Below are 13,561 nucleotides of genomic sequence, written 5' to 3'. Positions count from 1 at the left end.
AGCCACGGCGTTTATTTTTTTACATATAACTTTCTAGAATTGCCCATGCCTGATCTTTTCCCAAGCCTGTTTCTGATGAGAAAAGAATCATATGGTCATTTTTATCAAAATTAAGTGTTTCACGAGTTATCTTCAAATGTTTCTGCCATTTCCCTTTAGGGATTTTATCAGCTTTTGTCGCCACAATGATACACGGGATTTCATAATGCTTAAGAAAATCATACATCATTACATCATCTTCGGTTGGCGGATGCCGTAAATCAACAATTTGGATAACGGCTTTTAATTGCTCCCGAGTCGTTAAATACGTTTCAATCATTTTCCCCCAGGCTGCACGCTCACTTTTAGATACCTTTGCATATCCATACCCTGGTACATCAACAAAATGAAGAACTTCATTAATAACATAAAAATTAAGCGTTTGTGTTTTCCCGGGCTTTGATGATATACGGGCTAGACCTTTTCGATTGAGCATTTTATTGATAAACGAAGATTTGCCCACATTCGAGCGACCTGCTAATGCAAATTCAGGCAGATCCGTTTCCGGGTACTGGTCCGGCTTAACTGCACTGATGACAATTTCTGAACTTATTACTTTCATTTCACGCCACCTTCTAAAAGGGCATGTTTTAATACTTCATCTACATGAGAAACAAGTACAAACTCCATTTCATTTCTTACGCTATCCGGTATATCATCTATATCCATTTCATTATCCTTTGGAAGGATCACCTTGGTTAACCCCGCACGGTGAGCACTAAGTGTTTTCTCTTTTAATCCGCCAATTGGAAGGACCCGGCCACGTAACGTGATTTCTCCTGTCATTCCTACTTCACGGCGGATAGGTCTTCCGGATAATGCCGATACAAGTGCAGTCGCAATCGTAATACCCGCTGAAGGCCCATCCTTTGGTACAGCGCCTTCAGGAACGTGAATATGAATATCATATTTCTCGTGGAAGTTATCTTCAATTCCAAGTTCCTTTGCTTTGGAACGGACATAACTGAATGCAGCTTGAGCGGATTCCTTCATTACATCTCCAAGCTTGCCTGTTAAGACAAGCTTACCTCTGCCGGGTGATAACGAAACTTCGATTTGCAGTGTGTCTCCTCCGACAGTGGTATAGGCTAAACCTGTTGCAACCCCAACCTGGTTCTCGGTTTCTGCTTGACCATAGCGGAATTTTGGTTTCCCTAAAAATTCCTCTACGTTCTTTTCTGTGATGACAACCCGCTTTTTCTCTCCGGAAACAACAATCTTCGCCGTTTTACGGCAAATCGTCGCCATCTGGCGCTCAAGGCTGCGGACCCCTGCTTCGCGGGTATAATAGCGGACAACTTTCAGAATTGCATCTTCACGAACTTGAAGAATTCCTTTTGTCAGTCCATTCTCTTTAATTTGCTTCGGCAACAAATGATCTCTGGTAATATGAACTTTTTCCAGCTCTGTATAGCCGGCAATAGTAATAATCTCCATTCTGTCTAACAGCGGTCCCGGAATGGTTGACAGGTTATTGGCCGTGGCAATGAACATGACTTTTGATAAATTGTACGGCTCTTCAATATAATGATCGCTAAAATTATGATTTTGTTCCGGGTCTAATACTTCCAGCATTGCCGCGGAGGGGTCTCCCCGGAAATCGTTTGACATTTTATCAATTTCATCTAATAAAAATACAGGGTTTATCGTTCCTGCTTTTTTCATCCCCTGAATGATCCGGCCAGGCATCGCTCCAACATATGTTCTCCGATGGCCGCGAATTTCCGACTCATCGCGAACACCGCCAAGTGAAACGCGAACAAAATGACGATTGAGGGATGTCGCGATCGACCTGGCAAGGCTTGTTTTCCCGACCCCCGGAGGTCCGGCAAGACATAGAATAGGTCCTTTTAAGGAGTTGGTCAATTTTTGAACAGCTAAAAATTCCAATACACGTTCCTTTACTTTTTCAAGTCCATAATGATCTTGATCTAAAATTCTCTCGGCACGGAGGATATCAATGTCATCCTCAGTCTTATTCGACCATGGTAAAGTAATTAACCATTCAATATAATTTCTGATTACAGCACTTTCTGCGGAGCTTGATGGGACTTTTTCATAACGGTCCAGCTCTTTAAGTGCGGTTTGATGAACTTGTTCGGGCATGCCTGCTTGCTCAATTTTTTCTGTTAGTTCGGCAATTTCCCCTGTTTTTCCTTCTTTATCGCCTAATTCCTTCTGAATGGCCTTCATTTGTTCCCGTAAATAATACTCTTTTTGCGTTCTTTCCATGGACCGTTTAACACGTTGGCCAATTTTCTTTTCAAGATTTAATACTTCTTTTTCATTATGAATGGTATCAATGACACGGTTTACCCTCTCTTTAACGTCGATGGTTTCTAGGATTTCCTGTTTATCCTTCAGCTTAATCGGCAAATGAGAGGAGATGATATCAGCCATTCTCCCGGGTTCCTCGATGTCTGTAACGGATGCAAACGTTTCAGCTGAGATTTTTTTTGATAATTTTATGTATTGCTCGAAATATTCAAGCATTGTTCTCATCAACGCTTGGTCTTCGACATCTTTTGTATCGGGATCCTCGTACGTTTTAATAGTAACGGAGTAATAATCGTCATCATCATGAAATGTTACGATTTCAGCTCTGTTTAATCCTTCAACCAAAACTCTAATTGTCCCATTAGGTAGTTTTAGCATTTGTTTAACCTTTGTTAAGGTTCCAAGCTTATAAAGGTCTTCCTCGGAAGGTTCATCTATTGAAACATCCTTTTGTGTTGTTAAAAATATTAAATGGTCATCTACCATCGCTTTTTCCAGGGCCTGTACAGATCTTTCACGGCCAACATCTAAATGAAGGACCATCGTCGGATATACAAGTAACCCTCGAAGCGGCAGGAGGGGGACGATCAATTCGTTATTTTTCGCCAAAATACTGCACCTCCACATGCAAAATTCAATTTTCCTGCTAGGAATAGTCTTTGTACAATTCTATCTCATTTGCAAAAAAGTGTCTAATTATAAAGAATCCACTTCTTTCATATGATTTATTTTTCCCAAACATAAGGAAATCTTCCTAAATTCAGATTAGAATTCGCAAGAAAAAACTTCGGTTTGTAAGCTGTTCACAAACCGAAGTTTTATCTAAATCGTTTCTTTTTTTGAAAGTTCGATCGAAGCTGGAATTGCATCATTTTTTATTAAACCATTTACGAGAGCAATTTCGAAAACTTCATGTAAATGAGTAACCGGAACGATATTAATTCCGTCGATTTCGTTTAAGATTGACTGCATATTTTCTTCCGGAATGATAACTGTTTTTGCACCGGCTTTTTTCGCTGCTTTCACCTTTGGATATACGCCGCCGATTGGTTTTACATTCCCATGAATGCTGATTTCACCCGTCATGGCTACTTTATTGTCAATCGGGATTTTATAAATAGCTGAATAGATTCCTGTAGCCATCGCGATACCGGCTGACGGTCCATCAATCGGTACCCCTCCAGGGAAGTTGACATGAATATCAAAATCATCTGCCGGAACACCCATCGATCTTAAAACTGTAATAACATTTTCAATCGAGCCACGAGCCATACTCTTTCTGCGAATCGATTTTCCTTGTCCGCCAATACTTTCTTCATCAACAATTCCCGTAATATTGATTGATCCTTTTTCTTTAGCCGGGATGACGGTTACTTCTATTTCAAGAAGTGCACCGGAATTTGGTCCATAGACAGCCAGTCCATTCACAAGACCCACGTGTGAAATATCGTTAATCTTTCTTTCCATCCTTGGTGTCATTTGGCTGGAATGAATGACCCATTCAATTTCTTCATCCTTAATAAAATCACGATCTTCTGTTATGGCGAGTCCGGCAGCAATTTGAACCATATTGACTGCTTCCCGCCCATTTCTTGCATAATTGGAAAGTGTTTCTACGCCTGATTCATTTATCTTAAGACCTACTTTGTCAGCTGCTTTTTTGGCAACGGTTAGGACCTCTTCTTGATTTAAATCCCTAAAGAAAACCTCCATACAGCGTGAACGAATGGCTGGGGGAATTTCATTTGGTGTCCTTGTTGTCGCCCCTATTAGGCGAAAATCAGCTGGAAGTCCGTTTTTAAAAATGTCATGGATATGTGTTGGAATTTGTGTATTTTCCTCATGATAATAAGCACTTTCTAAATATACCTTCCGATCCTCCAAAACTTTTAAAAGCTTATTCATTTGGATTGGATGCAATTCCCCTATTTCATCAATAAACAGCACGCCGCCATGGGCATTTGTTACCGCCCCCTGCTTTGGCTGTGGGATTCCCGCTTGTCCCATTGCACCTGCCCCTTGATAAATTGGATCGTGAACAGAACCGATTAACGGATCGGCAATTCCCCGTTCATCAAATCTGGCTGTTGTCGCATCCAATTCAATAAAAACGGATGCAGGTTTAAATGGAGACTTTTGATTCTTTTTTGCTTCCTCGAGAACTAATCGGGCAGCTGCCGTTTTACCTACTCCCGGCGGACCGTAAATGATTACATGTTGTGGGTTGGGTCCACATAATGCTGCTTTTAAAGATTTTATTCCATCCTCTTGGCCGACAATATCTTGAAAGCTAGTAGGTCGTACTTTCTCAGCCAATGGTTCTGTTAATGAAATGGATCTCATTTTTCGAAGCTGTTCCATTTCTTTTCGGGATTCCCGATCGATGGAGACTTTTTGTGTCCGCTGATTCCTCAGCAAATTCCAAAAATACAGCCCAATGATGATTCCGAAAAAAAGCTGTATAAATAAGGCAATCCCCGTCCAACTCATATAAATGCCCTCCTCATGAAACTCAATACTTTAATAGATATTAATAAGTATTTCCTTCTGAGGGTTGGAATAAACCAGAAAAATAATAAAAGCGCAAGCGCCCGTTTAGCGCACGACAGGACTGGAGCACTTCGACTGAGATAAAGGAAACACGGAGAGCGGAGCGATCCGATGTTGACTTATCGTAGGGAGAAGAGCGAAGTTCACTAGCCGCTGGGCGCTGAAGCTAGACAATTCTCAAAGTCAAAATTTATACTTTCTTATCCTTACAAAAAGGACCCGGCTACAAGCCGGGTCCTTTTTGTTATGCAGATGTTTTTCTTTCTTCATCAACAACTGTACCATCTTCTAAAACAAGTTTCGGTATGCTGTTATCCACAACTGTTTCCTTTGTAATAATACACTTAGTGATATCATCACGTGAAGGAAGGTCAAACATGACATCAAGCATGATTCCTTCAATGATGGAACGCAGGCCACGGGCCCCTGTCTTACGTTCAATTGCTTTCTTGGCAATTTCTTTTAGTGCGCCCTCTTCAAATTCCAAATTCACATCATCGATTTCAAGCATTTTTTGATATTGTTTAACTAAAGCATTTTTTGGCTTCGTTAAAATTTCAATCAATGCATCTTCATCAAGCTGTTCAAGGCTTGCAATAACCGGAAGACGGCCGATAAATTCCGGAATTAATCCAAAACGGAGCAAGTCTTCAGGCAATACTTTAGAAAGAAGCTCTTTTTGCCCAATTTCCTGTGACTTCAAATCTGATCCGAAACCGATCACTTTTTGACCTAAGCGACGTTTAATAATCGGCTCGATTCCATCAAAGGCTCCGCCACAGATAAATAAGATATTGGTTGTATCAATTTGAATAAATTCTTGATGCGGATGCTTTCTTCCGCCTTGAGGAGGAACACTTGCAACGGTACCTTCAAGAATTTTCAATAATGCCTGCTGAACACCTTCACCGGAAACATCTCTGGTAATGGAAGGATTTTCAGATTTACGGGCAATTTTATCAATTTCATCAATATAAATTATGCCTTTTTCTGCTTTTTCAACATCATAATCCGCAGCCTGAATCAATTTTAATAAAATGTTCTCAACGTCTTCCCCAACATAGCCAGCTTCGGTAAGAGAAGTTGCATCGGCTATAGCAAACGGTACATTTAAAATACGAGCCAACGTTTGCGCTAACAATGTTTTACCGCTTCCAGTCGGTCCGATCATACAAATATTACTCTTAGAGAGCTCAACGTCGTCAATTTTACTATTGGAATTGATACGCTTGTAGTGATTATAAACTGCAACTGACAGCGACTTTTTTGCCTGATCTTGACCAATGACGTATTCATCAAGAATTTCACAGATTTCTTTTGGTTTTGGAACGTCTTTAAATTCTACTTCTTCTTCTGTTCCAAGTTCTTCCTCAACGATTTCTGTGCAAAGCTCGATACATTCGTCACATATATAAACTCCAGGACCGGCAACTAATTTACGGACTTGATCCTGTGTCTTACCACAGAAGGAACACTTTAATTGTCCTTTTTCATCATTAAATTTAAACAATCTTTTCACCCCTTGGACCTTGTTAAAAACCATAATTATGCTCTAGAATCTAAACAAATCCGAGTCTTCTTGAAACATTTTTTGTATATGTACTGCATTGTAACACATAAAGCCAATGGACTGGAAATAAAAAGCTTTACTCTATTATGTCTAATTTTTTTGTTTGGAAACGCTCTTTAAATAAAAACTTATGTACTCAATAAGCATTACCATTATTTTTAAAAATAAATCTTAAACTTACCGGGAATTAATGAATTCGCTATGTAATTGTCAATTTCCTGCCTGTCCATTGTTAAAAAGGTTTCCCTTTACTTATTATAATATGTAATTCAAAACTTGTATAAAACAAGGCACGATTAAAATCGTGCCCGGATTTATTTATCATTATTTCTTGTTTTCAACAAGAAAGTCAACTGCTTTTTTAAGACTAAGGTCTGCTTTAATGCCTTCAAGACCGCCAAGTGCTTTCTTAATGCTGTCAACAGTCATGTTGTACATTCCAGCCATGTTCTCAAGTTCAGCATTTACATCTTCGTCAGTCACTTCAAGATTTTCAGCCTTAGCAATCGCTTCAAGCGTTAAGTTCACACGTACACGATTCCCTGCTTCTTCTTTCATTTGTGCACGCAATGCTTTTTCGTCTTGACCTGAGAATTGGAAGTAAAGCTCAAGATTCATACCTTGCATTTGTAAGCGTTGCTCGAATTCTTGCAACATGCGGTTTACTTCGTTTTCAATCATAACTTCAGGAATTTCAACTTCTGCATTTGCAGCAGCTTTTTCTACTACTGAGTCACGAACATGATGTTCAGCTTCGTGCTTTTTGCTATCTGTTAAACGAGTTCTGATTTTTTCTTTTAATGCATCTAAAGTTTCAACTTCGTCATCTACATCTTTTGCAAACTCGTCATCTAATGCAGGAAGCTCTTTGCCTTTAATTTCATGAACAGTAACTTTGAAAGTTGCCGGTTTACCAGCTAGCTCGGCAGCATGGTATTCTTCCGGGAACGTTACTTCGACATCTTTTGATTCACCGGCAGCTAATCCTACCAGTTGCTCTTCAAAACCGGGAATGAAAGATCCGGAGCCTAACTCTAATGAATGGTTTTCAGCTTTACCGCCTTCAAATGCTTCGCCATCAACGAATCCTTCAAAGTCGATAACAACTGTATCACCGTTTTCAGCAGTGCCTTCTTCTTTTACCACTAGTTCTGCTTGGCGGTTTTGAAGAGTTGTTAATTCAGCTTGGATATCTTCATCTGTTACGTTAGTATCTAACTCTTCTACTTCTAAGCCTTTGTACTCGCCTAATTTCACTTCCGGTTTAACTGTAACCGTAGCTTTGAAAATAAGTTCTTTGCCTTTTTCCATTTGCTCAATGTCGATGTCAGGACGGTCAACCGGCTCAATACCTGCTTCGTCAATAGCATTTCCGTATGCTTCCGGTAGAATAATATCTAATGCATCTTGATAAAGAGATTCAACACCGAAACGCTTTTCAAACATTCCACGAGGCATTTTTCCTTTACGGAATCCCGGAACGCTAACTTGTTTAACTACTTTTTGGAATGCCGCTTCTAAGCCTTTGCTTACTTCCTCTGCACTTACTTCAACTGTAAGAACACCGCGGTTTCCTTCTAACTTTTCCCACTTTGCAGTCATACTAATTTCCCTCCAACAATCTATTCTCATTTCATTCTTAACGAATTAGTAGGAATATGCTTGTCTATCAAGTCAATATCCTCTTTTGCTGTAAAATTTTTATTTTTACACGGGTGCAACCCCTACATTATAACATAGGTTTATCTTCTTTCAACAGCAATACCTATATATTAGGATATGAAATTTCTTCTATTCCCCTTATTTTGGCCATTGCAAGCTTAATTTTTTCACTTGAAACCTGATATTCGCTAGAGATATTGTTAATTTCAGGCTCTATTCCAAGGTAATCATGCGCCAGTAAATGAAAAGCTGCGGCCCATGCATCGGTGTTTTCCTGTTGAAGGTCGAATGGATAGCTGATAAAAAAAATCCGTTCAACCAATCCTATAATATTTTCAAAAAGAACAGGATTACTATTTTCCAATCTATCTCTTAATAATTCTACTATCTCTTTCATTTTTGGCTGTAAATTAATTTCCGGGAGTTCAGTTGGAATAATTTTCAGTGGAATATTAAATTTGTTTACCGTTAATTCTTTGTCATATTCTTGTTCTTTTAAAAGAGTCAGCAGCATCGTTTTTAGAAAAGGATGGCCATCTTCTGCGATTAAATAGGCTTGGATTTCAGGAATATACGGACGAACATTTTTTTCTGCCAGATTTGCTATTACCAACATTTGTTGATTCAAATTATGTAAGGAAAAAAGATTTAACTTATTCAGCTCCTTTTCCTCGGGTAAATCATCATTTAACTCAGGCTGAATATTCTCCGCCATACGGCGGCTGAACTGAAGGATGGTTAAAAAGTGATCCAGTTTTTCCGGCGGAATTTCTTTTTCTTCTAAAAGCGCTTCGATTGTTGACACAATTTCAGGGTATTCATGAAGCTGAATGAGAATGGTTAAATAAAGGTCGACCAACTGAAAATAGTCACCGATCCCCTTCAACAGCATCTCATTAGCCAACTCTTTTGCTTTATGAAAAGAAGCTGCTTCAAAATAGGCGAGCACAAGCCCGATTAAAACGTCACCATTATCCGCATCAAGCCCTCTTGCCTCTTCCAAAAAGGTAATAGCTTCAGCAAAATTTTTCTTTTGCAGGCTTTCTAAGCCTTTGTCTGCTAATCTTTTTTCGAGTCCGGGAAAGAAGATGACATTATCTTTTCTTTGTGTTTTTCCCCGTTTTTTCATAAAAAACCGTCCTTACGTTTGTATTGAAAAATAGTGTAGCACGGAAAAATAGAAAAGACAAAAAAACTCTTAAATCATACGAAATAAGAGGTTAAAACAAAAAAAGTGCTTATTTGCACTTTTTAGTTAGCGTCCCAGGAGAGATTCGAACTCCCGACCGTACGCTTAGAAGGCGTATGCTCTATCCGGCTGAGCTACTGGGACATATTAAGTTATCGAAGACAAGATTTATTATATAATCCTGATATTTAAAAGTCAACATGTTTTCATTAATTTTTTAAGAAAGATAGAGGGGAGATCCTCTATCTTTTTGGTAATACAAATTCCCGAGCTAAATCCGCGAGTTCCCGCCCATTTAACTCAAACACAGAAAGTTTTATCCTATCATCAATTAAATCCAGAATCATATATGTTTTTTCAAACCGCTCCCGTGGCAGCCGGATACTTCCCGGATTTAAAAAGAGAATCCCGTCTATTACTTCTGCACCTATGACATGAGAGTGACCAAAACAAACAATATTGGCGTTAAATTCCTGAGCCTTATATTTTAAGTTCATCAATGACGTTTTAACAGAATATTTATGCCCATGGGTAATAAATATTTTGCGGTCGCCAATCTCTGTGACTGTTTCCAATGGATAGCCGCCAAAATCACAATTTCCCATTACCGTTAAATAACCTGAAATAGGTTGTTCATCAGGCATTAGTTGTGAATCACCGCAATGAATCATTAAATCGACTTCCTGAACATGCCTCTCCCGTAAAATCTCGAGCTCTTTTGTCAATCCATGGCTATCGCTTACGATTAAAATTTTGCTCATGATTGGTTAGTTCTTTCTAGTATAGAATCAAGAACAGTGTCTAGTTTTTTCAACGCATTTGCGCGATGACTGATTTTGTTTTTTTCTGAGGATGGCAGTTCCGCCATAGACAGTCCTTTTTCCGGCAAATAAAAAACCGGGTCATAGCCAAAGCCATTTGTACCTCTTCGTTCTGCAAGTATTTGGCCTTCACAGGTTCCTGAAACGGTAATTGTTTTTTGCTTTGGCATAGCAATCGCTAAGGCACAATAAAATCGGGCGGCTCGCTCCTCTGTTGGAATGTCTGTTAATTCGCTAAGAACTTTATCCGTATTTGCTTGATCATCTTTTTGCTCTCCTGCATATCGGGCAGAATAAATTCCCGGTCGTCCTTCAAGCGCATCGACCATTAGTCCTGAATCATCACCGATTACCATTTTATTTAATAGACGTGAAACAGCCTCTGCTTTCAGAATGGCATTCTCTTCAAAAGTAGTGCCTGTTTCTTCGACATCTGCGATTTCCGGAAAATCCAGCAGCGTTCGAACCGCAATTCCCCTTGATGCAAAAATATGCTCAAATTCCTTCGCTTTTCCAGGGTTTTTTGTCGCAATAATAACTTCTTTCATTTCGGATCTCCTCTATTTCTTTCTTCTCTCTTCTATTTTTTTTGTAATCTCATTTCCAAGGGCTATTTTTTGTTGTTCAAAAAGCTCCATTAACCCTTCTTGGGCTGCATGCAATAACTCTTGAAGCTGTGCATAAGAAAAGGTAGATTCCTCGCCCGTGCCTTGGAGCTCAACGAATTCTCCATTACCGGTCATGACAACATTCATATCCACTTGTGCTTTTGAATCTTCAGCATAGTTTAAATCTAGTACAGTCTGGTTATTTTTTAAAACTCCTACGCTCGTAGCTGCTAAGTAATCGGTAATTGGAAATTTAATCGCCTTTTTCTCAGCTAACGCATTTAAGGCAAGAGCCATCGCTACAAACGCACCCGTAATCGATGCTGTACGGGTTCCTCCATCGGCTTGAATGACATCACAATCAATCCATACCGTTCTTTCCCCAATAGCTCCTAAATCGACAATCGCCCGTAAGGCACGGCCAATTAACCGTTGAATTTCCATTGTCCTTCCTGATACCTTCCCTTTGGAAGACTCTCTTATGTTTCGGGATTCCGTTGCTCGGGGAAGCATCGAATATTCGGCAGTAATCCATCCTTTACCTTCTCCTCTCATAAAAGGCGGCACTCGATCTTCTATACTGGCAGTGCAAATCACCTTCGTATCACCCACAGAAATGAGGACAGAACCTTCGGGATGCTTCAAATAATTTGTTTCAATATGTATGGGTCTTAATTGCAATGATTCTCTTCCATCTACACGCACAAAAACTTCCTCCTTCATTGTGAGGTATTCCCCCACTTCTCTAACCGGCATATCCGCTTGCAAGAAACAAACTAAATAAAGAAGAGGCGGCATTAAAGCCAACCTCTTTCATGGTCACTATATAGTATAACAAAAATATTTTTTTAAAAACTACCCGTATTTACTTTTTCCGGACGAGTTACAGGCGCAGTTAATTTTTTACCGTCTTCTTTGACTAATCCTGCTTTTCCTTTTACGGTAACAGCTACTTGGTCAATTCCTTTTTGTTCTGTTAATGATAATACTAGCGTGTCTAATAAATGCTGTGAAATCATATTTTTCTTAAAGCTGCCGTAAATATTTTCATTAAAGTCCAGGGTAACCTTACCGTTTTCTACCTTCGGTGTCCCAAGCAGTTTTACATCTGACATAAACTCAGACACAAGGTTGGATTTTTCACTAGGTCCCTGAATTAATTCATTTACTACGGCAACAATATTGTCCTTCTCATTATTGCTAACCCTGCGTGTAACCGGTACATAGTAGTACGAACCTTCAACGCCGCCAATATAATAAACTGTAACAGGCTTTGTATTTGTAATATCAGTTACATCAGCCGTATCAATATTAATACCGCTCGCTCTTGATAGGTTTTCACTAATCGGGGTTCCTTTTACAGGCATTTGCGTTAATTCATGACCTGCCATTTGGAGCTTTACTTGCTTGATGGAATTAAATTGAGTCAATGTCCAAGTCACCGATTGAAGAATTTTCAATTCGTCTGCTGCCTGGTAATTCTTAAATTCTTTCGAAAAATCTACGGTTGCTACCCCGTCCTTAATGGCTACAGAAAGGGAGGTATCTGCTGGTAATACGGACCTAAATCCATTTGGCAGCATCTCAGAAACAGGACCATTGGTAACCAGGTATTCCAACGCCTGTTTGGCAGGAGAAGCTGTTTTTGGCAGCGCTAATGTTTGCGGTACCACATAGCCATTTTTATCAATAAGATATAATTCCGTTTTTACCAGCCCTTGGGTCTTTTCCTTTTTTGAAGCCGTATCCTTGCTAACATTTTTATCGCTGATTGCGACACTTTTTGGCGGATCTATTTTCTTTTGTACTTCATTGCCAAAAAGTCCGCACCCTGATAATAGTACTGAAGAGGCAAACATAGCCGTAACCAGGGTTATAGCTTTATTTTTAGACATATTAATTCCCCCCTAAGACAGTTTGTACTATCATGTATACGAGCCTAAGGGAAAAATAGACCGTTTTCTTCAAGAAAATGAAAAGATTCTTTTTAAAAACATGAAATTTAACAAAAAAGCAGAAGCCCTTAGGAGCCCCTGCTTACAGTTTTATTTTTTTCACATTATTAATGGGTATCCCAAGCCACTGGGAGGCAATTTTTGAAAAAATCGCTGTTGAACCGGTTGTATAAAATTCATGAATCGGCTCGTCCTCAACCGAGTCAAGCAAGCAGTTATATTGAAGGATAGCACTGATCTCTCTTGCTGTCTCATCACCTGAACTAATGACGTGGACCTGATTCCCCATCACAGTTTTAATCAATGGTTCAAGCAAAGGATAATGGGTGCATCCTAATATAAGCGTATCTAAATTTTGTTGAAGTAACGGCTGTAACGCTTCGTCAACAATTGTTTCTGCGATTGGTCCATCGTATTCTCCACTCTCAACAAGAGGGACAAATTTTGGACAAGCATGGCTTTTTACAAAAAGCCTGCTATTTAACGATTTTAATGCCTTTTCATAAGCACCGCTTTTGACGGTTCCTTCCGTGCCGATAATCCCAACGCGGTAGTTCTTTGTCCGCTTGATTGCCGCACGTGCACCCGGATTGATAACCCCGAGCACAGGTATTTTTAGCTCCCTGCGAATTTCTTCGAGGACGGCAGCGGTTGCCGTGTTGCACGCAATCACAAGCATCTTTATCTTTTTTTCTAATAAAAAAGATGTCATTTCCCAAGTGAACCTTTTTACTTCCTTAAGAGATCTTGGGCCGTATGGGCACCGTGCCGTATCCCCCAAATAGATAATTTTTTCATTTGGGAGCTGCCTTAAAACCTCTTTTGCTACAGTTAATCCACCTACACCGGAATCAATAACACCTATCGGTTGTTTCAAACTTCTCGCCTCA

At 39.6% G+C, this 13,561-nt stretch carries 11 protein-coding genes and 1 tRNA gene; all 12 read right to left on the bottom strand.

Going from position 1 to position 13,561, the window contains the following annotated elements; translation table 11 throughout:
- Positions 1-19: 19 nt before the first annotated feature.
- Positions 20-601, bottom strand: coding sequence for a ribosome biogenesis GTP-binding protein YihA/YsxC (yihA, locus tag AC3ANV_RS06650; protein WP_488312851.1), 582 nt, complete (start codon positions 599-601; stop codon positions 20-22).
- Positions 598-2,943: an endopeptidase La gene (gene lon, locus AC3ANV_RS06645; RefSeq protein ID WP_488312850.1), complete on the bottom strand. Its 2,346-nt coding sequence runs from the start codon at positions 2,941-2,943 to the stop codon at positions 598-600. Before lon ends, yihA begins: the two co-directional genes overlap by 4 nt.
- 195 nt (positions 2,944-3,138) lie before the next feature.
- Complete coding sequence (lonB, locus tag AC3ANV_RS06640) at positions 3,139-4,806, bottom strand: ATP-dependent protease LonB (protein WP_488312849.1); 1,668 nt, start codon at positions 4,804-4,806, stop codon at positions 3,139-3,141.
- A gap of 304 nt (positions 4,807-5,110) precedes the next feature.
- Positions 5,111-6,376 carry an ATP-dependent protease ATP-binding subunit ClpX gene (gene clpX / locus AC3ANV_RS06635; RefSeq protein ID WP_488312848.1) on the bottom strand — a complete coding sequence of 422 codons (1,266 nt, stop codon included), beginning with the start codon at positions 6,374-6,376 and terminating at the stop codon, positions 5,111-5,113.
- A gap of 384 nt (positions 6,377-6,760) precedes the next feature.
- Positions 6,761-8,038 (bottom strand): trigger factor, encoded by a 1,278-nt coding sequence (gene tig / locus AC3ANV_RS06630; protein ID WP_488312847.1) that lies wholly within the window; start codon positions 8,036-8,038, stop codon positions 6,761-6,763.
- Positions 8,039-8,201: 163 nt separating this feature from the next.
- Entirely contained in the window at positions 8,202-9,227 is a 1,026-nt protein-coding gene (locus tag AC3ANV_RS06625) for a tetratricopeptide repeat protein (RefSeq protein ID WP_488312846.1), read from the bottom strand.
- Between the two features lie 130 nt (positions 9,228-9,357).
- Positions 9,358-9,431, bottom strand: a tRNA-Arg gene (locus tag AC3ANV_RS06620).
- Positions 9,432-9,529: 98 nt separating this feature from the next.
- Positions 9,530-10,048 (bottom strand): metallophosphoesterase family protein, encoded by a 519-nt coding sequence (locus AC3ANV_RS06615; RefSeq protein ID WP_488312845.1) that lies wholly within the window; start codon positions 10,046-10,048, stop codon positions 9,530-9,532.
- Positions 10,045-10,656 carry an XTP/dITP diphosphatase gene (locus tag AC3ANV_RS06610; RefSeq protein ID WP_488312844.1) on the bottom strand — a complete coding sequence of 204 codons (612 nt, stop codon included), beginning with the start codon at positions 10,654-10,656 and terminating at the stop codon, positions 10,045-10,047. Before AC3ANV_RS06610 ends, AC3ANV_RS06615 begins: the two co-directional genes overlap by 4 nt.
- 12 nt (positions 10,657-10,668) lie before the next feature.
- Positions 10,669-11,421 (bottom strand): ribonuclease PH, encoded by a 753-nt coding sequence (rph, locus tag AC3ANV_RS06605; protein WP_488312843.1) that lies wholly within the window; start codon positions 11,419-11,421, stop codon positions 10,669-10,671.
- A 143-nt stretch (positions 11,422-11,564) separates the two neighbouring features.
- Positions 11,565-12,611, bottom strand: coding sequence for a GerMN domain-containing protein (locus tag AC3ANV_RS06600; protein WP_488312842.1), 1,047 nt, complete (start codon positions 12,609-12,611; stop codon positions 11,565-11,567).
- A gap of 142 nt (positions 12,612-12,753) precedes the next feature.
- Positions 12,754-13,548 (bottom strand): glutamate racemase, encoded by a 795-nt coding sequence (gene racE / locus AC3ANV_RS06595; protein WP_488312841.1) that lies wholly within the window; start codon positions 13,546-13,548, stop codon positions 12,754-12,756.
- Positions 13,549-13,561 lie beyond the last annotated feature (13 nt).

The sequence above is a fragment of the Neobacillus sp. DFD-2R genome (assembly GCF_057747865.1).
Note: the sequence above shows the minus strand (reverse complement) of the source record. Positions and strands in the feature narration are given on the sequence as shown.